We start from the raw sequence: 24,269 nt of genomic DNA, 5'->3' as shown, positions 1-24,269 counted from the left end.
TAAAATTTGATTGTACGAATAAAATTGAACTATATGAAACAACGTGATTTAAAGTATTCATGTCTCATTGCTGTTTTATACTTCGGTATGAACGTCAATGCGCAGACTGCTCCCAAAGATACTACTGCCAAAGAGCAGAAGATCGAGGAAGTAGTTCTGATAGGATATGGATCTCAGAAAAAAGAAAATGTTACCGGAAGTATCGGGGTAGTTTCTGCCAAAGACCTGGCCAACAGACCTAACGCTAACCCAATCAGTTCTATTCAGGGAAGGTTATCCGGGGTGCAGGTTTTAAATTCAGGTGCGCCGGGAGGTTCGCCAAGAGTAGATATCAGAGGGGTAAGCTCTCTGACAGGTAAAACGGTTTTTATCGTAGACGGAATGATCACTGATGATATCTCTTTCTTAAGCCCTCAGGATATTGAATCCATGAGTGTTCTGAAAGATCCTTCAAGTTTAGCGATCTATGGTGCAAGAGCCTCTAACGGAGCTGTGATTATTAAAACGAAAACCGGAAAAGGAAAGAAACCTGTTTTTAACTTTAACTCGTACTTAGGGATAAAGACAGTGACCAATATTCCTAAAATGGTTAATGCAGATCAATATGTAGAACTGTATAATGAGAAATTAATCAATGATAAAGTAAACAATCCTACCTTCTTAAACAGGTCTGCTTATCCGGCAGATAAAGATTGGTTCAAAGAAATTTTCAGAACGAGCATCATTAATTCCAATGATATTTCTGCATCCGGAAATCTTGGAAAGCTGAACTATTACTTAAGTGTAGGAAATCTTCAGGACGAAGGAAACCTGGCTGCAGGACGAGGAATCAATTCAGGAAGTGGTTTCAACAGATTTACGACTAAAGTGAATCTTAGTTATAAAGTGACCGATAATATCACCATTGGAAACAATTTCACGTTTTCAAAAATGCGTACAGATAACGTGTTGAATACTTTGCTTGATGCTTATTCATCACCGCCACTTTATGATGTGATGAATCCGGCTACAGGAGACTATCAGTATTTCACATTGGCTAAAGTGCCCAATTCAAGAGCGAAAATGGATTTATTCAGATCTCAGATGAGAGATGAAAGGCTGTTGAATAACATCTGGGGGGAATATAAATTCCTGAAAGATTTTACCTTAAGAGTAAGCTATAGCTCTGATAATATTAATTCGAGCAAGTATGAATATACGCCGACGTTTGGTTATTTTCCTTCAGCAGACCAAAAGCCGACTAAACTAATAACAAGAGACTCCAGAACCAGAAATTACATTTGGGACAATACATTGAGCTGGAAGAAAAGTTTAGGAAAACATAACATAGAATTGTTAGCAGGTTTCTCCAGAACAAGAAATTCTTATGCTCAGACTTATGCAGAAGCATTAAATGTGAAGTATGATGGAAGTAATTCTTCATTGGGGATATCTAACGGAACTGATATTTTTATAACCAGTTTTGAAGAAGGAGAAAGAAATGTTATTCCATATCAGGACAGAATTGAATCATTTTTCGGAAGGCTGAATTATGATTATGGAGGGAAATATTTAGTGAATGCCTCTATTCGTAGAGACGGAACCTCTAAGTATTCTTCGAATGACAGATATCGTGTATTTCCAGCTATAAGCGCAGGATGGGTGATTTCAAAAGAAAATTTCATGAGCGAGCAGAATGTTTTCAGCCTTTTAAAGCTGAGAGCAAGCTGGGGTAAATTAGGAAACCCGGATGTACAGAGAGCGTACACGCTTAATACAACAAAAATCATTGAAGGGGCTTACTATGGAGAAAATGGCGCACCGGCACAAACCATTGATAAAATTATAGATCCGAATATTGGTTGGGAAACGACAACCGGTAGAGATTTCGGATTGGAAATGGCTTTGTTCAATAATAAACTGAAAGTTGACGCTACGTATTTTGACAAAGATACTAAAGATGTGGTTTATGGTATTGTACAGGGAACTGTTTCCGGTGCGGGTAACTGGAACAATTACATTACCAATGCCTATTCTTTTAACAACAAAGGATTTGAATTTTCAGTTAACTATGATGCTAATCTTAGCGAGAATGTAAAACTTGGTGTTTATGGTAACATGACCACCCTGAAAAATAGAATTACTTCCGTATTTAACGGGTCTTATTTACAGACAGGAGCGAGCTTATATGGTAATTCAATCATCAGGTTACAGGAAGGACAGTCTGTAGGTTCTTACTACGGATATCAGGTGGAAGGTGTTTTCCAGAATGCTTCGGAAGTGGCAGGCGCACCTACACAGAATGGAGCAACTCCGGGTGGATTTAGATTTGCAGATATCGACGGAAACGGAGTGATTGATGCGAGAGACAAAACTTTCCTGGGAAGCCCTATTCCAAAAGGAACTTATGGATTTGGTATTAATCTGAATGTATATGATTTTGATTTTGCAATCGACTTCCAGGGTGTATTTGGAAACAAAATCTACAATTTCAACAGAGAGCAACGTTACGGAAATGAAAGCTGGGATCTGGATTTCTATAATAACAGATGGCATGGTGCAGGTACCTCAAATGCTTATCCGATGGCTACCAATGACCAGTCGATTATCTTACCTAACAGTTTCTACGTAGAAGATGGAAGCTACATCAGAATCAGAAATATCCAGGTAGGTTATAATTTACCTAAATCATTTGCCAATGCGATGTCTATTACTAAATTAAGATTGTATGTAAGTGCTCAGAATCCTTGGACAAGCTTCAAATACAATGGATTCTCACCTGAAATTTTGAATACAGACAGAGTGCAGATGGGTGTTGATAATAACATTTATCCGATTTCAGCGATCTACACTATCGGTATGAACTTAACATTTTAATTAAGAAAGAGTTATGAAAAAGATATTTTTATCAGTCGCTTTATTTTCGCTTGTACTAAGCTGTAAAGACGATTATTTAGACATAAAGCAGGAAGGTCAGACAGAGGCTGCATCATTTTTCAAGACCCAGGAAGATGCTTTACAAGCTACCAGTGCTATCTATAGTTTTCTGAGAAGCTGGGAGAACTCGGCTTTTCCTTACCAATTCGTTTTCGGGGTTCCGGCAGACGATGTGGTAAAAGGTTCTAACCCGGGAGATTCCTCTTTCATTAATGTATATGATAATTTCACCTATACAGTGAGTGACGAAGGAGTAAGAGGATACTGGATCGGGCAGTGGCAGGCTGTGAACAGGACGAATCAGGTGATTACCAATGTTCCTGCAATCGACATGGATACTACTTTAAAGAACAGACTGATCGCTGAATCCAGAATGCTAAGAGCTTACTTCTATTTCAATTTAGTAAGAATTTATGGTGGTGTTCCCATTTATGATAAAGTGGAGGCTGTTTACGATAAACCGAGAAACTCAGTGGAAGAAGTGTACAATTTCATCATTGCTGACCTTACGGCAGCAGCAGAAGTTTTACCTCAGACCTATCCTGCTTCAGACCTTGGAAGAGTGACGAAGGGAGCTGCATTGGGTTTACTTTCTAAAGTATACCTTTATAAAAAAGACTGGCAGAAGGCATATGATACTTCTAACCAGTTGATTGGAATGGGGTATGATTTAGATCCTGACTTTAACCACTTATTCAGACCGGCAGGAGAGTTCGGTAAAGAATCTGTTTTTGAAGTGAACTGCGGATGCGAACCGCCATATAAAGGAAGTCAGTATGCGGAAGTTCAGGGAGTAAGAGATCAGTTTGGATGGGGCTTTTTCACACCTTCCAATGCACTTGAAAATGCATTTGAAGCAGGCGATATCAGAAAAGAACTAACGATCCTTAGAAACGGAGAAACGACACCGGAAGGAGACCTGATTGCTATGGGAGATGCCAACTCTGTAACAACTTACAACCAGAAAGTATATGTTCCGAAAGCATTGAATAACAGTGCTTGCGGATATGGATCTATCCAGAACATCAGAATACTGCGTTTCGCTGAAATCCTTTTGATCAATGCAGAGGCAGCCAATGAATTAGGAAATACCTCTACCGCAAAATTAAATCTGGATAAAGTGAGAGACAGAGCTGATCTTTTACCAACAACCGCTACTACTCAGACTGCATTGCGTACAGCAATATGGCACGAAAGAAGAGTGGAATTAGCTCTTGAAGGTGACAGATTTGTTGACCTGGTAAGAACAGGTCAGGCAGCTACTGTACTTGCTCCTTACGGATTTAAGGCAGGGAAGAATGAAGTGTTCCCTATTCCTTTAGATGCAATGGACCAAAGCCACGGAGCTTTCACGCAAAATCCTGGTTATTAATCTAATATATTATAAAATGGCCAAAGTTTACTTTGGCTGTTTTTTTATTATCCATATGAAAATGTATATCTTATGAAGTTAGGTCTTATTTCTATTCTTACAGTATCCTTACTGTTTTCCTGCAAAAATGCTCAGATCAAAAATACTGAAACTGCTCAAACTAAAGCTGTAAAAAGCAATATTACCAATGAGCAGCTCATGGACAGAGTGCAGAAAGATGCCCTGAAGTATTTCTGGGATTATGCCGAACCGAAATCTATGCTGGGAAGAGAGCGTTACCACGAAGACGATATCTATCCTGACAATGATAAACACGTCATCACAACAGGCGGATCAGGATTCGGATTGGCAACTCTTTTGGTAGGAGTGGAAAGAGGATTTGTTCCAAGAAAAGAAGCTGTAAAAAGACTGAGTCATATGATGGATTTTCTGGCAAAAGCAGACCGTCATAAAGGCGCCTGGTCTCATTGGATCAATGGTGAAACAGGAAAAACAGTTCCTTTCGGGAAAAAAGATAATGGCGGAGATCTTGTGGAGACAGCATTCCTTACTTCAGGAATCCTGATGGTCCGCGAATATTTTAAAAATGGAAATGCTGAAGAAAAAGCCCTTGCTGCAAAATGCGACGAGCTTTGGAAAGGAATTCAATGGAACTGGTATACAAAAGGAGGGGAAAAAGTACTCTACTGGCACTGGTCACCGGAATACCAATGGGAAATGAATTTTCCTTTGGAAGGTTACAATGAATGTTTGATCACTTACATCTTAGCGGCTTCATCACCAACGCATCCCATAGATGCGGAAACCTATTACAAGGGCTGGGCGAGAAATGGTAACTATCTTTCAGACAAAACAAAATACGAACTTCCCCTGTACGTAAAACACAATTATGCAGAAGAATACGGCGGACCGCTTTTCTGGTCACAATATTCCTATATCGGTCTGGATCCTACCGGACTTTCTGATAAACTGGTGAAAAACTATTTTGACTTAAACAAAAATCAAGTCCTGATCGACTATAAATACTGCGTTGAAAATCCAAAACAGTGGAAAGGCTACGGCCCAAACTACTGGGGACTGACAGCCGGATACACAAGAAATGAAGACGGAAGCACAGGTTATACCGCCCATATGCCAACTAACGACAATGGAGTAATCACACCAACCGCCGCATTGAGCAGCTTTCCGTACACTCCAAAAGAATCTATGGATTTCCTGAGATTCCTGTACACACAAAAACCTGAATTCATAGGATCAGCAGGACCTTATGACGCAACTTCAGTGAATTATAACAACTGGTTTACACCAAGATATTTAGCCATCGACCAGGGAACCATCGCTCCGATGATCGAAAACTACAGAACAGGTTTCTTGTGGAAACTATTTATGAATGCCCCCGAAATTCAGCAGGGACTTAAGAAATTGAGTTTCCAGTCAGAGAAATACGGGATAAAATAATATGAATTTATATTATCTTCAACCGGATTTTCATCCAATAGAAACGGGCTTTGCTTCATTTAAATGTAAAAAATGACACATCAAGCTTTAAGCAGTTTGAAAAATTAGGTGAGATGCTTTTTCTAATTTATTAATTAATGCTTTGATATTCAATAGAAACGGGCTTTAGCCCGTTTAAATAAAAACGAGACACCAAACGGCTTTAGCCAAAACCTATATATTCATATGGAATTAAAACTAAAATACCTTTCCCTTTTACTCCTGCCATTGTCTCTACAAGTTAATGCACAAGAAATAAAAGGAGAATTAAATAAAGAAATTAAAAGAACAGAGAAAATATCCTACATTCTGGATTACCCTCAGAAGGCAAAAGGAAATGTTCCGTTGATCGTGTTTCTTCACGGCTCGGGAGAAAGAGGAAATAACCTTGAGGCGGTTAAGGTTCACAGCCCGTTTACCTATAAAAGCCTGATGAAGGAGCCTGTAGCCATTTTAGCACCGCAATGTCCTGCAGATTCATGGTGGGATACTGTAACGGTTTATAATCTGATTAAGGAAATTCAGAAAAAATATAAAATCGATGCCTCCAGAATTTACCTCACGGGACTTTCACTGGGAGGGTGGGGAACTTTGAAACTGGCTATGGAGCATCCTGAAATGTTTGCAGCAGTAGTGCCGGTATGTGCACCGACAGATTTGATCATGTACGCGAATATCAATCAGTATAAAGATCTGAATATGAAAATTTTTCATGGAGGCATGGATGATATTGTCCTGCCGGAGAATGCTTTAAATTTTTATCAGAGATTACATCCGGTCAATCCTTCCGCAGAATTGGTTATCTTTCCCAATGACAACCACAACTCATGGGACTCTACCTATTCAGACCCAAAACTGTACGAATGGATGTTCTCTAAGAAAAAAGGAGAATGATTTAATTAAAGTTAAGAATAAAGAATAAAGACGCGAGCTACAACACAATCAATTTTATCTCTGATAAAATCCTTGCGCCTTAAAACATAACGTTTGGAAAAAAAACTTGCGCCCTTGCGCTATCCAACGAAAATGACTCAATGATTAAAGAATAGAACAAGAAGTATAATTTAGTAAGAAGGGAGAATAAAGACGCGAGCTACAGCACAATCAATTTTATCTCTGATAAAATCCTTGCGCCTTAAAGCATAACGTTTGGAAAAAAACTTGCGTCCTTGCGTTATTCAACAAAACCCACCCAAAGAAAAAAATAAAATCAGAACTATAATTTAAGAAGATAGATTTATGAAAAAGTTAATTGTACTCGCAGCTTTAGCACTTTCGCCCGTGTTTTCCGCACAGGAAATGGTAACCAAGCCCGTGCAGTCTTACCAGACAGCCCAGTATCAGGCGAAAAGAAAAGCTTTCGTAGAAAATCTTTTGTCTAAAATGACTTTAGATGAAAAGATTGGCCAGCTTAATCTGCCGACTTCCGGAGATTTCACCACTGGACAGGCTCAAAGTTCAGATATCGGAAAAAAAGTAGAGCAGGGATTAGTAGGAGGATTATTCAATATAAAAGGAGCTGAAAAAATCAAAGCCGTTCAGAAAGTGGCGATGGAAAAAAGCCGTCTGAAAATTCCTTTGATCTTCGGGATGGATGTGATCCATGGATATGAAACTACTTTCCCTATTCCATTGGGATTGGCGGCTTCATGGGACATGAATCTGGTACAGCAGTCTGCGAGAGTAGCAGCCAAAGAAGCTTCTTCAGATGGAATCAACTGGACATTCTCGCCAATGGTGGATATTTCCCGCGAACCAAGATGGGGAAGAGTATCTGAAGGTTCAGGAGAAGATCCGTACTTGGGAAGTGAAATTTCTAAAAATATGGTGTATGGGTACCAGGGGAAAGATCTTTCCGTTGGTAACACTATTTTGGCCTGTGTAAAGCACTTTGCATTATACGGAGCAGGAGAAGCCGGCCGTGATTACAACACGGTAGACATGAGCCATGTGAGAATGTTTAATGAATATTTCCCACCTTATAAAGCCGCGGTAGATGCTGGAGTCGCTTCAGTAATGGCTTCTTTCAATGAAGTGGACGGAGTTCCGGCAACCGGAAGCAAGTGGCTTCAGACCGATGTTCTAAGAAAAATGTGGAACTTCAAAGGTTTTGTTGTCACCGATTACACCGGAATCAATGAAATGATCGAACACGGAATGGGAGATCTTCAGCAGGTATCTGCTTTAGCCCTGAAAGCCGGAGTTGATATGGATATGGTTGGAGAAGGATTCCTGACCACTCTTAAAAAATCTCTGGATGAAGGAAAAGTAACGCAGGCAGAAATCGATATGGCAGCCAGAAGAATTCTTGAAGCGAAGTATGACCTTGGATTATTTGATGATCCTTACCGTTACGGCGATGCAAAACTGGCAGCAAAAGAGGTTTACAATATGGAGAACCGTAACATTGCAAGAAGCGCAGCAGCTCAGTCTATGGTTCTGTTGAAAAACGAAAACCAGGTTCTTCCATTGAAGAAATCCGGTACAGTAGCGGTAATCGGACCATTGGTGAATAACTCACTGAACATGGCCGGAACTTGGAGTGTGGCTACAAAACATGCAGCTTCAGTTTCATTGATGCAGGGACTTCAGGCGAATTACGGGAAAGAAGTGAAATTCCTTTCTGCAAAAGGGGCTAACATTGATTATGATGCAAAACTGGAAGATATTTACGCAGCTCACGGTAAAAAGACAGACCGTGACAACCGTTCTAAAGAAGAATTATTAAAAGAAGCGGTCGATGTAGCCAACAAAGCTGATGTGATCGTTCTTGCCATCGGAGAATCGGCTGAAATGAGCGGAGAATCTTCTTCAAGAACAGAAATTACCATTCCTCAGTCTCAGGTTGATTTATTAAATGAATTGAAAAAGACAGGAAAACCAATCGCAATGGTTCTTTACACAGGTCGTCCATTAGCTTTGACGAATGTGAAAGATACACCAGATGCAATCCTTAATGCGTGGTTTGCAGGTTCAGAAGCCGGAAACGCTATTTCAGATGTTTTATTCGGAAAAGTGAATCCTTCAGGGAAACTTCCAATGACATTCCCTAGAAGCTTAGGACAGGTGCCTATCTATTATAATGCAAAGAATACAGGGCGTCCATTAAGTCAGGATAAAGTAGACAAATGTGTTTACGAAAGATTCCGTTCCAACTATATGGATGAGTGTAATACACCATTGTACCCATTTGGATATGGTTTGAGCTATTCTAAATTCAGCTATTCTGATCTTTCTGTTTCCAATTCAAACCCGAAAGGAAATCAGACGGTTCAGGCTACGGTAACGGTAACGAACTCCGGAAACTATGACGGTGCTGAGGTGGTGCAGCTTTACATCAGAGATATGGTAGGAAGTATTACCAGACCGGTTAAAGAGCTGAAAGGATTCCAGAAAGTATTCCTGAAAAAAGGAGAATCTAAGAAAGTAACCTTCGATATTACGCCGGAAAGTCTGAAATTCTACAATGGAGAATTGAAATTTGACTGGGAACCGGGAGAATTTGATATCATGATCGGAACCAATTCTGATGAGGTAAAACATTCAAAAATCAACTGGACCAAATAATAATAACCAAAGCCGCTTAAAAAAGCGGCTTTTTCCTGTTTTGGCATGATTTTTAATCGCACATTTGTAATCTTAAAATAATATTATGAAAAAAACGATTTTACTTGGCGCTGTGTTTCTGGGAGCTTTTACATTTGCACAAACAGCAGGTGCTGACAGAGACGCTCACGGATGCATCGGTTCTGCAGGGTATACGTATTCTCAGATTAAAAAAGACTGTGTAAGAGTTTTTGAGCAGAAGATTAAATTAACGGAAGTTGCTCCAAAAGGAAGTTCTACTTCAATGGCTGCTGTAATTTTCAGTAAAGACATGAAAAAAGCAGAAGTTTTCGTTCCGGATACAGATGGGGAAAGCCTTATCCTGACAAGATTGGGAAAAGGGAAAGCTTGGAAGAAAGACGGTTATGTACTGGTTCCATTTAAGAAAAACGGATACCAGCTTAAAAAAGATAATGTGGTGATTTATCAGTAAATCCGGATGTATAAAATATAGTAGGAGACTGTCTGTTAAGGCGGTCTCTTTTTTTTAACGGGATTAAGCAGAATCAATTTCGGGCTCCGTCTCAAAACTTGTGCAGGTAAATAAAACTTCACGCAGATCAATCAGATGGTGCAGATTTTTACCTTTGCTATTCTGATTTATTCGTATCATCTGCGATAGAAAAAATTCAAAACACTAAGATTCTGTTAAGCTTTTAAGAGTATTAAGTTTTAGCTTTGTTTTAAGACGTATGACTTAAAAAATGATTTGATTTTTTCTTAACTAACCTTACTTCCTTCATTGATCTTAATGTTTTTAAAAGTATGAAATGAGAATCTGTTCCATGAGCTCAATCTGCGAGAGCTAGACCCCAGGTTTTGAAATTGTCCCAACTTTAGGGATATAGTATCCTTGAAAATCACCAGAACTAAAAAAAATATACTATAAGTCTCCCGAATGAGAGATTTTTTGTATCTTGGATTGACTAATACCTTGTTACTGTTGTTATTTTTTTTAAACTCAAACTATTAATATTTCAATATGAGAAAAACTATTTTATTGGGTGCTATGTTCCTCAGTTCTTTAGCCTTTGCCCAACAAAAATCCCCTGTTTTAGGAGGTGATAGAGATGTTCACGGCTGTATAGGCTCGGCAGGTTATACATATTCACAAATCAAAAATGTTTGTATAAAGGTTTTTGCACAAAAAATCAAATTAAAAGAAGTAGGGTCGGATAAGAGCTCCACTTCAATGACTGCTGTTATTTTCAGTAAAGATATGAAGAGGGCTGAGGTTTTCATTCCGGAAGGAAATGCAAAAAGCATTATTCTTGACAGAGAAGGAAAAAGCAAAATGTGGAAAAGTGGAAGCTATATTAAAGAAACGTATGTTTTAGTTCCTTACAAAAAAGCAGGTTACCAGATTAAAAAAGATGATGTTGTGATTTATCAGTAAAGCAGAATTTAAAAATATAAAAGCCATTCAAACGAATGGCTTTTTTTGTTTCTTAGCGGTAAATAATCGGTAAGAAGAAGCCCGGATGAACCAGGCTTTATTTTTTTAGATGCACAATGCTTCATCATATCTTCTGCACGCTCCGTTCTCTCTGTATTGGCAAGTTCCGGACGGACAGCTTTGTCCCGGTTGAGGAACCCATCCTCCTGAAATCATTTTTAAATCACTTTTCGATAGTTTTTTTAGATTTTTCATAATACGTTTGGTTTTAGTTAAGTAGCTCTGTAAAATTTTTCGAGCTTTTATAATGACTAAATTAAAAAATAAATTGAAATAAAATCACCATCTGTTGAAAAATTATGATAATTAAGATTGGTTTAGGTGTATTTCTTTATTAAATAGACTGAGTCTGGGATAAGACCTTTTTGTTTTAATGATGTCAGAAATTACGAAGTTATGGTAATCTATAAAAGAATTAGTGTACAGTTTTATGTATTCTAAAAACGACTTCATCAAATTTAAGTATATTGTTAAAATTAGTGCCCAAAAGCAACTTCCAGCCTCCCTTTTCCGCCTTCCGGCCACAGCGCTGCGTTAGCATGATGATGGCTTAAAGTCAGAACGGTATTTATTTAATTTAATCCACCCAAAAGCACCATTCTAATTTTCGTCTCTCGCTGAAAATCCTTATTTTTGTGCATCTAAAAGTAAAAGAAAGAATGAATTCCTACAAAAATCCATTGGAAGAGCGCTATTCCAGTGAAGAAATGTTGTTTAATTTCTCACATAATAACAAATTCCGTACCTGGAGAAAGCTCTGGATAGCTTTGGCTGAAATAGAAAAAGACTTAGGTCTTGATATTACAGACGGACAAATTGCCGAGCTTAAAGCGAATGCCGAAAACATCGATTACGATAAAGCGGCTGAGTATGAAAAAAAATTCCGTCATGATGTAATGGCTCACGTTCACACGTATGGTGATGTGGCGCCTTCAGCAAAAGGAATCATCCATTTGGGAGCTACTTCAGCTTTTGTAGGAGATAATACAGACCTTATTCAGATCCGTGACGGGCTTTTAATCTTAAAGAAAAAGCTGGTTAACGTAATGAAAAACTTAGCTGATTTCTCTATTCAGTATAAAGATCTTCCTACTTTAGGATTCACGCATTTCCAGCCGGCTCAGCTAACGACCGTTGGAAAAAGAGCGACTCTTTGGTTACAGAGTTTGGTTCTTGACATCGAAGAATTGGATTTCTTCTTAGAAACACTTCGTTTCAGAGGCGTAAAAGGAACTACCGGTACTGCTGCAAGTTTCTTAGAGCTGTTCAATGGTGACTATTCGAAAGTAAAACACTTAGATAAAGAACTTTCAAAAAGATTCGGTTTTGAGAAAGTATTCGGAGTTTCCGGTCAGACTTATGACAGAAAAATTGATGCTAAAGTAGTGGCTTTATTAGGAAATATTGCTCAGTCTGCTCATAAATTCACCAACGATTTACGTCTTCTTCAAAATCTTAAAGAAATTGAGGAGCCGTTCGAGAAAAACCAGATCGGTTCATCAGCAATGGCTTACAAACGTAATCCAATGAGAAGTGAAAGAATCGGGGCTTTGGCAAAATATGTGATGTCTCTGACGACAAGTTCTGCTATGGTAGCTTCTACTCAGTGGTTTGAAAGAACACTGGATGATTCTGCCAACAAAAGACTGACGATTCCTCAGGCTTTCCTTGCTGTTGATGCGATTCTATTGATCTGGAACAACATCATGAACGGTATCGTTGTATATCCGAACAGAATCAACAAGCACATTATGGAAGAACTTCCTTTCATGGCGACAGAATATATCATCATGGAAGAAGTGAAAGCTGGTGGTGATCGTCAGGAAATTCACGAAGTGATCAGAGTGCATTCTATGGAAGCATCCAAGAAAGTGAAAGAAGAAGGAAAAGAAAATGACCTTATTGAAAGAATCTTAAATGACGATTCTTTAAAATTAGATAAATCAAAATTAAAAGAAGTTTTAGATCCTAAAAACTTTATCGGTTTTGCACCTATCCAAACGGAAGAATTCATCGCGAATGAAGTTCAGCCGATTCTGGATCAGAATAAAGACCTGATAGGATTGGAGGCTGATCTTAAAGTATAAAACAGATGCAGTCTTTTGGGCTGCATTTTTTATTTTAGATTCAATATGAAAAAAACGCTTTTACTCATTGCCATGATACCCATCCTTTCTTTTTCCCAGAAGAAAGAGGTTTTAAAGTATTTTATCTCAAAAGATACATTAGCAGGAGTGAAGGATCAGGACGGAAAAATTATCGTTCCTGCTCAGTTTAAAATATATTCGGATCTTGAAGATGGAGATGTTGTAAATGAAGAAACCATCTATTTCGACGGTTCCAAAAAAGGAGAAGCTAAAGAGAAAAATGCTTGGGGATATGTTTATGATAAAAAAGGAAATTTCCTGTACAGGCCATTCTTTTATGACAATGGAGCAGATTATTTCAGAGAAGGAGTCAGAAGATTCGTTAAGAATGGAAAAGTCGGTTTTGCTGACCGGAACGGAAAGATAGTTATAGATGCCAGACATGACTTTGTTTCCTATTTTGACTATGGTTATGCTGTATTTTGTGACGGCTGTGACTGGGAGAAAACAGAGGATGAGCATAAAGCAATTGTCGGTGGAACCTGGGGCGTGATGAACACCAAAGGAAAAACCGTTAAGCCCATTGCAAAATCATCTGATAAAGACAAAGAAATTCAGGGGAAATACTATCCGAATCCGTTTAGTTACAACGAAAAAGAGAAGAATATTCTTCAGTTTTTTGATAAGCAGAATAAAACGCTTTCAGGATTGTATTATATCAATGTGTATTCTGAAATGTCTGATGCTGAGAAGAAATTACTTTTTGAAATTGTAGAAAGACCAAAAGAAAATTTCCCTTATTATCAGATCAATACCTATGCTTCGAGTTTGGACAGTATGGTTTCTGAACGGTTTACATTCCTTGTTTCAGAAGATGACAAAGAAAAATATACCATGGATTATAATGAAAAGATTCCTTATGAAAAATGGTTAACCAATGAAATAAAAGAAGCAGAGCAGTTTCAGAAAGAACATCCCGATAATCCTAATAAATTTGTAAAATAACAATAGCCCATGAAAAACCTGTCAATTTTTTTATTGATTCTTGTATCTGCAAAGAGCTTTTCACAAAGCCAGAAAGAGGTATATTCCATCATGGAGACCACTGCGCAAAAATTAAAAGAAAAATCAGGGGCTTATTCCGTATCGGTCGGAATCGTTAAAGACGGAAAAGTGTATACAAAACACTTCGGGGAAATAGATAAAGGAAAAGGAAATAAAGCGGATGATAATACTTATTTTGAAATAGCATCTGTGACCAAGCTTCTTACCGGACAATTGTTGGCTCAGGCTGTTTTAGAAAATAAAATTAATCTTGAGGACGATATCCGTAAATACCTGAAAGGATCATATCCCAATTTAGAATACAACGGAACTCCCATTAAAATTAAAGATCTGATTTCCTACAGAACAGCATTGCCACGCAATCTGCCTGATGACATCGGAATTCGGAAAACAATGTCAGATGAAACTCCTTTTCAATACAATGCATTAGGAGAAAATTATACAAAAGATCATTTTAAGCAGGATCTTCAAAAAGTAAAACTGGATACCATACCCGGAGTCAAATACAATTACAGCAATCTAAGTCTTGAACTGACAGGTCTGATGCTGGAAAATATCTACGGGAAAAGCTATGAAACGCTGCTTAAAGAAAATATCCTGTCAAAAGCAGGAATGGATCACACCAAACTGGAATTGGGTAAAGGTGAGGTCTTAGCGAATGGATATCATGCAAGCGGACGTCTGATGCCAAAATCCATAAGTCATTTATGGGGTGCAAGTGGAGCAAGAACCAAATCGACGATGGGAGATCTGGTGAAGTTCTTACAATATGAACTGGATTCAAAAAACTCAATTGTTCAGGAGTCTCAACGAAACATCAGTAACAGTAAAGGAGATTGGTACGGGTATTTTTGGGATAGCTACGGCCTTAGTGAACATGGAAAAATGGGGTATAAACACGGAGGTGCATTCGGAGACCAGTTATGGTTTGCGATTTATCCCGAACTGAATACAGGGATTTGCGTCATTGTAAATGTCAGCGGTCCGGATACATTCCCGGCGCTTTATAATTCGGTGGCCAGATTAATGAATGGTCTGACGACAAAACCGGGCAAAAAGGAAACAGAAGGATATTATCTGAAAGGAGATAACGTTGTATTTACCTATACGCATCCAAAGAATTTAAACTCAAAACTGATCAATAGTGCTTCTGTCGCTGGATCTTTCAATGATTGGAAGACAGACAACAAGAACTACCAGTTAACGAAGAAAGAAGATAACCGCTTCGAGTTGGAAGTTCCGAAATCCGGTTTTGAAAAAGGGAAAACCTATGCCTTTAAACTGGTTCTAAACGGAGACGACTGGATCAATGCATCAAAAAACGCTTCCAATACAGACGGAACAGATGACAATAATCTGACGTTGAAGCTGTAAAATAAAAAGGACCATTATGGTTCTGAAAAAAGTAAAAAGAAAGTAATAAATCTAATATTTAAAATCTGACATCTAATGTCTAATAACAAAAGAATTTTCGTAGAAAAAAGAGGAATTTTCGATGTTGAAAGTCCAAAAATTTTTGATGAAGTAAAAGCAGTCGTTCCGGCGGTCAAAAATGTGAAAGTGTTTAATGTGTATGATATTTTCGGACTGAATGACGGAGAATTCGAAAAGGTGGTCAACAGCACTTTCGTAGATCCGGTGACCGATATTTTACATACAGAAAACCCTGCCGCAGAGATCGGCTTTGCCATGGAGTTTCTTCCCGGCCAGTATGATCAGCGTGCAGATTCTGCGCAACAGTGTATCGCTCTACTCACGGAGAATGAAAAATCTAAAGTAAGAAGCGGAAAACTGATCCAGTTTGAAGGCGTTTCTGAAGCAGATTTAGTAAAAATCAAAGACCTTCTGATCAATAAAGTGGAATCTCAGGAAAAAGATCTTTCTATCCTGAATATTCCTGCAGATGAAGTACCGTCAAAAGTTTTGATCCACGAAAATTTCATCAGTTTCGATGATGCTGAACTTGAGAACTTTTACAACAATCACGGTTTTGCATTAGGATTGGACGACCTGAAATTTATTCAGGAATACTTTAAAACAGAAAAGAGAAATCCTACCGAAACGGAACTGAAAGTTTTAGACACCTATTGGAGTGACCACTGCCGTCATACCACTTTTGAAACAGAATTGTCAGACATTCAGTTTGAAGGAGCCTTCAAACAGACACTGGATACTATTTTCAGTGACTATATCGAAAAAAGAAAATTCTTAGGCCGCGAGCTGAAGCCGATCTCTTTAATGGATCTTGCGACAGTTTGTGGTAAATATTTCCATAAAACAGGGAATCTGGAGAACCTTGTCATCTCAGATGAGATCAATGCATGCACCATCCAGATCGAAGCTGAATATGACGGTAAAAAAGAACCTTGGTATTTATTATTCAAAAATGAAACCCATAATCACCCTACGGAAATTGAACCTTTCGGAGGAGCTTCAACCTGTTTGGGAGGAGCGATCAGAGATCCTTTGTCCGGAAGATCATTTGTATTCCAGGCGATGAGATTAACAGGTGCTGCCGATGTTTTAGAACCGGTTGATAAAACGTTACCGGGAAAACTTCCTCAGAAAACCATTACTAAACAGGCTGCCAACGGATATTCATCTTACGGAAACCAGATCGGTTTAGCCACTACTATGGTTTCTGAAATCTATGACGAAGGCTATAAAGCCAAAAGAATGGAAGTAGGATTCGTTACCGGAGCTGTTCCTGTAGATTGGGTAAGACGTGATAAACCTGAAAATGGTGATTCCATCATTATTTTAGGAGGGGCAACAGGTCGTGACGGAGTAGGAGGAGCGAGCGGAAGTTCAAAGGTGCAGGATGAAAACAGCATCCACACCATGTCTACTGAAGTTCAGAAAGGAAATGCCGTTGAAGAACGTAAAATCCAGAGACTGTTCAGAAATCCTGAAGTAACGAAGCTGATCAAGAAATCAAACGACTTCGGAGCAGGAGGTGTTTCTGTAGCCATTGGTGAGATTGCTGATTCTTTAGAAGTGAATCTTGATGTTTTACCTTTAAAATATGAAGGACTGAACGGAACCGAGCTTGCTATTTCTGAATCTCAGGAAAGAATGGCCGTTGTGGTTGATCCTCAGGATAAAGAAAAGTTCATCAAATTCTGTGAAGACGAAAATATTGTTGCCGTAGAAGTGGCAAAAGTGACTGACTCAGGAAGAATGCAGATGTTCTGGAAAGGCGATAAAATTGTTGACCTTTCAAGAGAATTCTTAGATACCAACGGATGTTCTAAAACTCAGGAGGTGAAAATTACCCATCTTGAGGAAGTAAAAGAAGAAACACCTGCTTTTACAAAAGAGAACTTCATGACCATATTAAGTGACAAAAATGTAGCTTCCCAAAAAGGATTGTTGGAAATGTTCGACTCTTCTGTAGGCGGAACTACGGTTGCGATGCCGCTTGGAGGAAAATACCAGCAGACATTAATGGAAGGAAGTGCTCAGACATTACCTATTTTAGGAGCAAAAGATATTGAAACCGTTTCTTTTGCAAGCTGGGGATTTGATACCGCAATTTCAAAACAGAATTCACTCTTGGGAGCTTCTTATGCAGTCGTGGAAAGCGTTGCTAAGATCGCTGCTATGGGAGGTGATTACAAAAATATCAGATTAACGTTCCAGGAATATTTCGAAAAACTGGGGCAGAATCCTGAGAAATGGGGGAAACCTTTAGCTTCGCTTTTAGGAGCTTACGATGCTCAGATCAACCTTGGTCTTGCTGCGATCGGAGGAAAAGACTCGATGAGCGGTACGTATCAGGATCTGAATGTTCCACCAACATTGATTTCATTTGCTTGTGCTAATGGTGAGAAGAAAAACGTTATTTCACCGGAATTCAAGAATGCCGGAAATAAGTTGTATTTCTTTAATCATGTTCCTCAGGAAAACGGACTTCCTAACTATGAAAGCTTAAAAGAAATCTTCGGATTTATTTTTGACAATATCAAGGCAGGGAAAATTGTTTCTGTGAAAACCGTTAAAGAAGGCGGTGCTGCAGTAGCTTTAGCGAAAATGAGCTTTGGAAACAGATTGGGAGCAGAGATCACCATTGAGGAAAATGCTTTATTGGCTAAAAATATTGGTAGTTTAATCATCGAATCAAAAGAAGAGTTGAGCAATACTTCTCTTCAGCAGATCGGTGAAGTAAAAGATTCAGGTATTTTAAAAATCAATAATCTTGAATCTCAAATCTCAGAGCTAGAATCCGCCTACACGGGAACATTTGAAAATCTTTTCCCAACACAGGAAAAAGAAAAATTAACGGTTGAAATCGATGAGAAATCAAAGTCAATCAACCCAAGAAATATCATCATTAAAAAACACGGAATTGCTCAACCGAAAGTATTTGCTCCTGTATTCCCGGGAACAAACTGCGAGTACGAAACCCTGAATGCATTCCATAAAGAAGGAGCTGTCATCAGCAGCCTTCCGTTGAAAAACATCAGTCACCAGTTATTGGACGAAAGCATTGATGCTTGGGTGGAAGAGATCAGAACGTCTCAGATCCTTGCCTTCTCAGGAGGTTTCTCAGCAGGTGATGAGCCGGATGGTTCAGCGAAATTCATCGTTAACGTACTTAAAAACGAAAAGATGAGAAATGCTGTTCACGAACTATTGGACAGAGATGGAATGATCATCGGAATCTGTAATGGCTTCCAGGCTTTGGTTAAATCCGGTCTGTTGCCTTACGGAAGAATTAAAGATCTGGATGAAAATTCTCCGACATTGGCTCACAATGCCATCAGAAGACATATCTCACAAATGGTGAATGTAAAAGTGATCAATGACGAAAGCCCTTGGTTAAAAGGAATGAAGGATCAGGTATTCACCATTCCAATCTCTCACGGTGAAGGACGTTTCATGGCTTCGGAAGACGAAATCAAGAAACTATACGAAAACGGACAAATTGCTACTCAGTATATCGATCTTGATGGAAACATTGCCCACGGAATGCCATTCAACCCTAATAACTCATTATTCGGAATTGAAGGGGTCACCAGCCCTTGTGGCAAGATTTACGGAAGAATGGGACACCCGGAGCGTTTTGCAGAAGGCCTCATGAAAAACATACCGACCGCGAATTACCACAACATATTCAAAAACGGAGTAGAATACTTCAGATAAAAATAGAAATGACCGCCACTGAATGGCGGTCATTTTTTTATATCAGAATTCTGGTGAAGCTAGTGGATATTACGCTGCATAATCGAATCAATGTCAATTGATTCCTTCTTTGCCTCCTCAAAATATGCAGTATTGGAATGAAAACTTTGCGTTAAATCCTTAATGTATGATTGATAAAAATGTGAATTTTTATTGGATCAATTTCAAAACATGGAAACATGCTTTTTTAAAACATTAAGACATTAAGATCTTAAAAGATGGAGGTGCTTAAAGAACTTAAAAAAATCAATTTATTGATTTCTTCATTCATAACAATAAGCATATTGCTTAAATTCTTAATGTTTAAGATTTAGAAATAAACTAAAGTTCATTGAAATTAAGAAAATTAAGATCAATTTTTATTGGATAGCTAAGTCGAAAAAAAGTCTTTTTTTATATTTACGGAATAAAATCTTACAAGAACGATGTTGAATTCAGATCAAAATAAAAAAATTATCATCGATGGCAGCCGTTTTTCGGATCTGGCCGGATTCTATGATGAAGCTTCTTTGGTATTCATGAAAGATACAGACTGGAAAGTAGGAACACTTGATGGCTTCGACGATATACTGTACGGTGGTTTCGGAGTATTTGAAAATGAAGATCAAGCTGAGATCACATGGAAAGAATCCCAAAAATCAAGAGAAGATCTCGGCTTGGAAGCAACACGTATTTTTTACGAAAACAAAATCAGACAGGGAAAACCTTTCAACGTAGAATTAATTCAACAAAAACTGGATGAACTGTTTTCTGGAAACGGTCAGACACTCTTTGAAATTTTAATAGAAATTATAGAATCACACAAAAATATTACCCTAATTTTGGATTGATATTAGAAGAATGATGAGTTATAAATTATAAGTTATGAGTTATGAGTTATGGTCAATTGTATTACTTATATCCCAACAGTACTAACTTCTAACATCTAATATCTAACATCTTATTTAAGAATGAAAAAAATGATTTACGGGCTGTTCTTCGGCGACAGCATTACTTATGGAGAATACGACGGAGTATTCGGCGGATGGGTAGATATTCTGAAAAGATATGCCCTGCAGCAGTTTCATGAAGGAAAAAATGAACTGATTCTTTTTAACCTTGGAATAGGCGGTGAAACCACAGAAGGCTTACTGAAAAGAATGCCTCATGAACTGGCTGCCAGAAATTCTGCAGAAGGAAATATAGTCTTTATCGGGTATGGAGCGAATGACCTTGCCGTAAAGAATGGAAGTCAGATGGTAAGTGCTGATCAGTTCAGGAATAATATCAAAACGGCAGTTCAGTATGCGAAACAGTATTCCACGGATATTTATCTGGTGAGTATTCTTCCGTTTTCCGAAAAAGTAGATGGAGTAGAATCTACAACAGGGAAATTACGTATCAACGGAGACGTTTTAATATACAATCAGATTCTTAAAGATATAGCCACCGAAAGCACTTTACATTATATTGATTTCTATGCTGCTTTGGCCGAAGATAAAGAAGTTCTGCTTTCTGCAGACGGAGTTCATCCCAATGAAAAAGGCTATGGCATCATGGCTGAAACGGCAATACCAATCATTGAAAAATATTTATAATGGTGCATTTATTTTCTTACGGAACCCTGCAGAAAGAGCAGGTACAAATTGAAACATTCGGGAGACTTCTGGAAGGTGAAAAAGATATTCTGACAGGCTATACAATGAAAATGGTAGAAATTACCGATCCCGAAGTGTTGCGCAAAAGCAATCAGAAATACCATCCGATCCTGGAGCTTTCCGGAAACAGTAGTGATGAAGTGGAAGGAATGCTTTTCGAAGTGACGGAAGAGGAAATCCTTCAGGCTGATGAATATGAAGTGGACGATTACAAAAGGATTGAAACCTCTTTTAAATCGGGAAAGAAAGGTTTTATTTATGTAGGAAAATGATTTTAAACCTAACTAATAAAGAAAAAACGGGCTAAAGCCCGTTTTTTTGTAGATCGTCCGTATTTGGATTACCAGACATTAATCCATAAATCTCCTCCGAAGGTCACAGCTTCAGCTTTAAATGCATAGTTGATGCCATTCAATGTACTGGTTCCTGATATGTAATTGGGAATACCTGTACAAGTCGGATAAAAACCTACAGATCCTCCCAAGGTAGGATTCATCAGCCCCGGATTATTTGGATCTCTGAGCTCAAATTTCATATAACTCCATCGCTGGGCATCAGCTACTGCAGGACTGATGGATGTAGCTGGAACCACCGTACTGTTGTGCCAATAACTGTCAATAGGATAAGGATGTGGCGATGATGCAAAAGATGATGATTTTAAAAAGGTGGTGTAATCGGTAATTACGCCCGGAGGCAGCGGTATACTCGGTCCTAAAGCCTGATAACCATCACCACACTGGGAAAGGTTTACGGTAAATAGGGTATAGTGTAAATTTAAGCTATGGTAAGAATCATCATTAAATACATGTAAGGTTCCTGAACCGTTTTGTGCAAAAGCCGCAGATCCGATACTTAAACCGAGAAGAATGGTGAATATTTTTTTCATAATTAATCGTTTAGAGTTTTTTGAGGAGTTTTGTTATTTTTTTCGTTGTAAATTTTTACAGCCCAGGTAAGGATTTTATCGCGGTCTCCCTGGGTGATCTTTTTAACCTCCTGGTCAGAAGTACCGGTAGATTTTATTAACTCTAAAGCGGATGGAATCAGGATGTCTTTACGACGGTCACTCAGTTCCAATGATTGTTGGTTTCTTTTTTCTTCCTCTGTCGGAAGATTTTGAGGAAGACTCAGGCTTTTAATTGATTTTTCAAAATTAGTAATCTCCTTGCTCTTTTTGGCATCAACCGGAGTAACAACCGCGGTCGATTCTGTACTGCACGAGATAAATGCTGCCATCATGATCGCATAGAATAGTTTGCTTTTCATAGGTATAAATTATTATTAGGTTTTTATAAATGTATTGATTTTACATATATCATGTAACGGTGAAAAGTATAATTTATTTTAAATATGTATTTATTTAGTAATTATTTTATTAATATTCAATATTTGTTGAAATTAATACTATAAAACACTTTATTTACTAGCGATAAAATTTGCTGTAATCTGAAGAATCAGAAAACAAGCAAGCAGATTACCTCTCCACATGACGAGATAGGAATAAAAATAGTCTGGAAAATAACAGCTTGGAACAGGCGAAAGTAAAGAAAAAGTATACCTTTAAGATGACGAAACCAATACTCAATAGGATTAACCTTTAGCCTTTTTTGTATTTAAAGATTTAATATCCAAAAACATTCAATTCAATCCTCAACGTTTAATTTTAATCCCTAATCCCTAATCCCTAATCCCTAATCCCTAATCCCTAAACATACTTCCAGTACACAAAAATCCCAACAATAACCGCCGCAGCAACCATTAATACAACAGCTCCGGCAGCAATATCTTTGATGAAGCCAATCCTTTTGTCAAAATCAGGCTGGATAATGTCACATATCCTTTCTATGGCGGTATTGAAAATTTCGGCACTTAAAACAGCTAAGGAAGCTATGAGAATGAGTACCGTATCTATGGCCGCAAGTTTAAAATAGAAAATCAAAAAAAGATTAATAAAAAAAGCAGCAATTTCGATCTGAAAATTTCTTTCTGTTTTTATCATCAGGAAAATACCGCGGAAAGCGTTGACGAAACTTCTGTGAACAGGCGGTTTTTTCATGGATTCTTTTTCACAAATATAGTATTTGTATTTTGATGAAAGGGGAAGGTTGAATCTCTGTTTTCAAAATTAACAGGCCCTTATCATAAAAAAGAGGCAGTTTCTGAAATCTTCCGTTTAAAAAATTAAATCCGGGCTTAATGTCAAGTCTGAAAACCAATTAGTGATATTTGTGAAAAACTCCCTATGATTATTTTTTTCATTATAGTTTCTATTTATTATATTTGTAGAAACTTATTTTTAAATCTATGAAATTTATTATTTCAAGTGGTGAACTGCAGAAAGCATTGCAAACTGTAAGTGGCGTAATATCAAGCTCTCAATCGAGACCGATTTTAGAAAACTATCTTTTTGAATTAGACGGAAATAACGTTACCATTACAGCTTCTGATGGCGAGACTACTCTTGTTACTTCTTTGGAGGTAAAGTCTGACGATTCGGGTAAATTTGCCGTTCCTGCTAAAATTTTTCAGGATTTTATCAAGACGTATGGTGAACAGCCTCTGACGTTCGTTGTGAAAGATAATGCAGAAGGAACCGGGAGCCAGCTTGAGATTTTAGATGAAAAAGACAATTTCGCGGTAGCACTGGATAATGCAGATGATTATCCTGAACTTCCGGAATTTGATGCCTCTCAAAGTGTAGCGATGCCTGCCGGAGTTTTATCTGAAGCATTGACGAACACGCTTTTTGCAACCAGTAATGACTCTCTCCGTCCTGTAATGACAGGCGTATTGTTCCAGTTTGGAGAAAATGAAACCAATTTTGTTTCTACCGATTCTCACAGATTGGTTGTATATAAAAGAACAGACCTGATGAATGCCGAACCTATGGAATTCATCATGCCTAAAAAGCCTTTGAACATTTTCAAAAATATCCTTGCCAGCTCAAACGAAGACGTTAAGATCGACTTCAATGAGAATATGGCTAAATTTACTTTTGGAAAACATATCTGGATCTGCAGACTGATAGACGGGAAATATCCTAACTACACAGCTGTAATCCCGAAGGAAAATCCAAATGTACTGACGATCAACAGAAACCTTCTTTTAGGAGCGATCAAAAGAGCATCCATCATGTCTAACAAATCTACTAACCAGGTAAGATTTAAACTGTCTGCCAATATCCTTCACCTTCACGCAGAAGATACGGAATACGCAAACAAAGCAGATATGCAGATCCCTTGCGACTATAACGGAGAAGATATCAACATCGGTTTCAGCTCTAAGTTCTTAACGGAAATGCTTACCATTTTAGGTTCTGACGATATCACTATGAAAATGTCTCAACCGAACAGACCGGGGATCATCGAACCTCTTGACGGCCTTGAAGAAAGCGAAAACATCCTGATGTTATCAATGCCGGTAATCGGATTGTAAGATCAATTATATAT

General features: G+C 38.1%; 19 protein-coding genes. 15 read left to right on the top strand and 4 right to left on the bottom strand.

Annotated features, from left to right (window positions below; translation table 11 throughout):
• Positions 1-33 precede the first annotated feature (33 nt).
• The 7 genes from BM143_RS02140 (at position 34) to BM143_RS02110 (ending at position 10,787) form a co-directional block, all read left to right on the top strand.
• On the top strand, positions 34-2,856 hold the full coding sequence (locus tag BM143_RS02140; protein ID WP_090022488.1) for a SusC/RagA family TonB-linked outer membrane protein: 2,823 nt from the start codon (positions 34-36) through the stop codon (positions 2,854-2,856).
• A gap of 13 nt (positions 2,857-2,869) precedes the next feature.
• A complete protein-coding gene (locus tag BM143_RS02135) occupies positions 2,870-4,288 on the top strand; it encodes a RagB/SusD family nutrient uptake outer membrane protein (protein ID WP_090022485.1) in 1,419 nt (472 codons plus the stop codon).
• A 72-nt stretch (positions 4,289-4,360) separates the two neighbouring features.
• Entirely contained in the window at positions 4,361-5,746 is a 1,386-nt protein-coding gene (locus BM143_RS02130) for a glucoamylase family protein (RefSeq protein WP_090022482.1), read from the top strand.
• 225 nt (positions 5,747-5,971) lie between these two features.
• Positions 5,972-6,679: a carboxylesterase family protein gene (locus tag BM143_RS02125; protein WP_090022479.1), complete on the top strand. Its 708-nt coding sequence runs from the start codon at positions 5,972-5,974 to the stop codon at positions 6,677-6,679.
• A 345-nt stretch (positions 6,680-7,024) separates the two neighbouring features.
• Positions 7,025-9,352: a beta-glucosidase BglX gene (gene bglX / locus BM143_RS02120; protein WP_090022477.1), complete on the top strand. Its 2,328-nt coding sequence runs from the start codon at positions 7,025-7,027 to the stop codon at positions 9,350-9,352.
• 85 nt (positions 9,353-9,437) lie between these two features.
• Entirely contained in the window at positions 9,438-9,824 is a 387-nt protein-coding gene (locus tag BM143_RS02115; RefSeq protein WP_090022474.1) for a hypothetical protein, read from the top strand.
• A gap of 549 nt (positions 9,825-10,373) precedes the next feature.
• Positions 10,374-10,787 carry a hypothetical protein gene (locus BM143_RS02110; RefSeq protein WP_090022470.1) on the top strand — a complete coding sequence of 138 codons (414 nt, stop codon included), beginning with the start codon at positions 10,374-10,376 and terminating at the stop codon, positions 10,785-10,787.
• Positions 10,788-10,892: 105 nt separating this feature from the next.
• On the opposite strand, the gene BM143_RS23855 is transcribed toward BM143_RS02110, so the two are convergent.
• Positions 10,893-11,042, bottom strand: a complete 150-nt coding sequence (locus BM143_RS23855) for a bacteriocin-like protein (protein WP_167375224.1) — start codon at positions 11,040-11,042, stop codon at positions 10,893-10,895.
• Between the two features lie 464 nt (positions 11,043-11,506).
• Between BM143_RS23855 and purB the strand changes: the two genes are divergently transcribed.
• The 7 genes from purB to BM143_RS02075 all read left to right on the top strand — a co-directional run bounded on the left by purB (position 11,507) and on the right by BM143_RS02075 (position 21,092).
• Positions 11,507-12,934, top strand: coding sequence for an adenylosuccinate lyase (purB, locus tag BM143_RS02105; RefSeq protein WP_072922338.1), 1,428 nt, complete (start codon positions 11,507-11,509; stop codon positions 12,932-12,934).
• Positions 12,935-12,979: 45 nt separating this feature from the next.
• The gene (locus BM143_RS02100; protein WP_090022467.1) at positions 12,980-13,939 is read left to right on the top strand and encodes a WG repeat-containing protein; all 960 of its coding nucleotides are present in this window, start codon (positions 12,980-12,982) and stop codon (positions 13,937-13,939) included.
• Positions 13,940-13,948: 9 nt separating this feature from the next.
• Positions 13,949-15,373, top strand: a complete 1,425-nt coding sequence (locus BM143_RS02095) for a serine hydrolase (RefSeq protein ID WP_090022464.1) — start codon at positions 13,949-13,951, stop codon at positions 15,371-15,373.
• Between the two features lie 75 nt (positions 15,374-15,448).
• The gene (locus BM143_RS02090) at positions 15,449-19,144 is read left to right on the top strand and encodes a phosphoribosylformylglycinamidine synthase (protein ID WP_090022462.1); all 3,696 of its coding nucleotides are present in this window, start codon (positions 15,449-15,451) and stop codon (positions 19,142-19,144) included.
• A 464-nt stretch (positions 19,145-19,608) separates the two neighbouring features.
• Positions 19,609-20,013, top strand: a complete 405-nt coding sequence (locus BM143_RS02085; protein WP_090022459.1) for a barstar family protein — start codon at positions 19,609-19,611, stop codon at positions 20,011-20,013.
• 120 nt (positions 20,014-20,133) lie between these two features.
• Positions 20,134-20,760, top strand: coding sequence for an SGNH/GDSL hydrolase family protein (locus BM143_RS02080; protein ID WP_090022457.1), 627 nt, complete (start codon positions 20,134-20,136; stop codon positions 20,758-20,760).
• Entirely contained in the window at positions 20,760-21,092 is a 333-nt protein-coding gene (locus BM143_RS02075) for a gamma-glutamylcyclotransferase family protein (protein WP_090022454.1), read from the top strand. The genes BM143_RS02080 and BM143_RS02075 overlap by 1 nt, the downstream gene beginning before the upstream one ends.
• A gap of 68 nt (positions 21,093-21,160) precedes the next feature.
• Here the strand turns inward: BM143_RS02075 and BM143_RS02070 are convergent, their stop codons facing one another.
• The 3 genes from BM143_RS02070 to BM143_RS02060 all read right to left on the bottom strand — a co-directional run bounded on the left by BM143_RS02070 (position 21,161) and on the right by BM143_RS02060 (position 22,876).
• Entirely contained in the window at positions 21,161-21,706 is a 546-nt protein-coding gene (locus tag BM143_RS02070) for a hypothetical protein (protein WP_090022451.1), read from the bottom strand.
• Between the two features lie 2 nt (positions 21,707-21,708).
• On the bottom strand, positions 21,709-22,086 hold the full coding sequence (locus tag BM143_RS02065) for a hypothetical protein (RefSeq protein WP_090022450.1): 378 nt from the start codon (positions 22,084-22,086) through the stop codon (positions 21,709-21,711).
• A 439-nt stretch (positions 22,087-22,525) separates the two neighbouring features.
• The gene (locus BM143_RS02060; RefSeq protein ID WP_090022448.1) at positions 22,526-22,876 is read right to left on the bottom strand and encodes a diacylglycerol kinase; all 351 of its coding nucleotides are present in this window, start codon (positions 22,874-22,876) and stop codon (positions 22,526-22,528) included.
• A 248-nt stretch (positions 22,877-23,124) separates the two neighbouring features.
• On the opposite strand from BM143_RS02060, the gene dnaN reads away from it, so the two are divergent.
• A complete protein-coding gene (gene dnaN / locus BM143_RS02055; RefSeq protein WP_034725003.1) occupies positions 23,125-24,255 on the top strand; it encodes a DNA polymerase III subunit beta in 1,131 nt (376 codons plus the stop codon).
• The last annotated feature ends 14 nt before the right edge of the window (positions 24,256-24,269 follow it).

Origin of the sequence: Chryseobacterium oleae (genome assembly GCF_900115055.1) — a bacterium.
GTDB classification, from domain to species: domain Bacteria; phylum Bacteroidota; class Bacteroidia; order Flavobacteriales; family Weeksellaceae; genus Chryseobacterium; species Chryseobacterium oleae.
Note: the sequence above shows the minus strand (reverse complement) of the source record. Positions and strands in the feature narration are given on the sequence as shown.

Bases quoted from the DNA above. Each gene is read 5' to 3' on its own strand.
- BM143_RS02090 (WP_090022462.1), top strand. From the start codon at position 15,449: ATGTCTAATAACAAAAGAATTTTCGTAGAAAAAAGAGGAATTTTCGAT.
- BM143_RS02065 (WP_090022450.1), bottom strand. From the start codon at position 22,086: ATGAAAAGCAAACTATTCTATGCGATCATGATGGCAGCATTTATCTCG.
- BM143_RS02095 (WP_090022464.1), top strand. From the start codon at position 13,949: ATGAAAAACCTGTCAATTTTTTTATTGATTCTTGTATCTGCAAAGAGC.
- dnaN (WP_034725003.1), top strand. From the start codon at position 23,125: ATGAAATTTATTATTTCAAGTGGTGAACTGCAGAAAGCATTGCAAACT.
- BM143_RS02080 (WP_090022457.1), top strand. From the start codon at position 20,134: ATGAAAAAAATGATTTACGGGCTGTTCTTCGGCGACAGCATTACTTAT.
- bglX (WP_090022477.1), top strand. From the start codon at position 7,025: ATGAAAAAGTTAATTGTACTCGCAGCTTTAGCACTTTCGCCCGTGTTT.
- BM143_RS02075 (WP_090022454.1), top strand. From the start codon at position 20,760: ATGGTGCATTTATTTTCTTACGGAACCCTGCAGAAAGAGCAGGTACAA.
- BM143_RS02060 (WP_090022448.1), bottom strand. From the start codon at position 22,876: ATGAAAAAACCGCCTGTTCACAGAAGTTTCGTCAACGCTTTCCGCGGT.
- purB (WP_072922338.1), top strand. From the start codon at position 11,507: ATGAATTCCTACAAAAATCCATTGGAAGAGCGCTATTCCAGTGAAGAA.
- BM143_RS02110 (WP_090022470.1), top strand. From the start codon at position 10,374: ATGAGAAAAACTATTTTATTGGGTGCTATGTTCCTCAGTTCTTTAGCC.
- BM143_RS02140 (WP_090022488.1), top strand. From the start codon at position 34: ATGAAACAACGTGATTTAAAGTATTCATGTCTCATTGCTGTTTTATAC.
- BM143_RS02130 (WP_090022482.1), top strand. From the start codon at position 4,361: ATGAAGTTAGGTCTTATTTCTATTCTTACAGTATCCTTACTGTTTTCC.
- BM143_RS02115 (WP_090022474.1), top strand. From the start codon at position 9,438: ATGAAAAAAACGATTTTACTTGGCGCTGTGTTTCTGGGAGCTTTTACA.
- BM143_RS02135 (WP_090022485.1), top strand. From the start codon at position 2,870: ATGAAAAAGATATTTTTATCAGTCGCTTTATTTTCGCTTGTACTAAGC.
- BM143_RS02125 (WP_090022479.1), top strand. From the start codon at position 5,972: ATGGAATTAAAACTAAAATACCTTTCCCTTTTACTCCTGCCATTGTCT.
- BM143_RS02085 (WP_090022459.1), top strand. From the start codon at position 19,609: ATGTTGAATTCAGATCAAAATAAAAAAATTATCATCGATGGCAGCCGT.
- BM143_RS23855 (WP_167375224.1), bottom strand. From the start codon at position 11,042: ATGAAAAATCTAAAAAAACTATCGAAAAGTGATTTAAAAATGATTTCA.
- BM143_RS02070 (WP_090022451.1), bottom strand. From the start codon at position 21,706: ATGAAAAAAATATTCACCATTCTTCTCGGTTTAAGTATCGGATCTGCG.
- BM143_RS02100 (WP_090022467.1), top strand. From the start codon at position 12,980: ATGAAAAAAACGCTTTTACTCATTGCCATGATACCCATCCTTTCTTTT.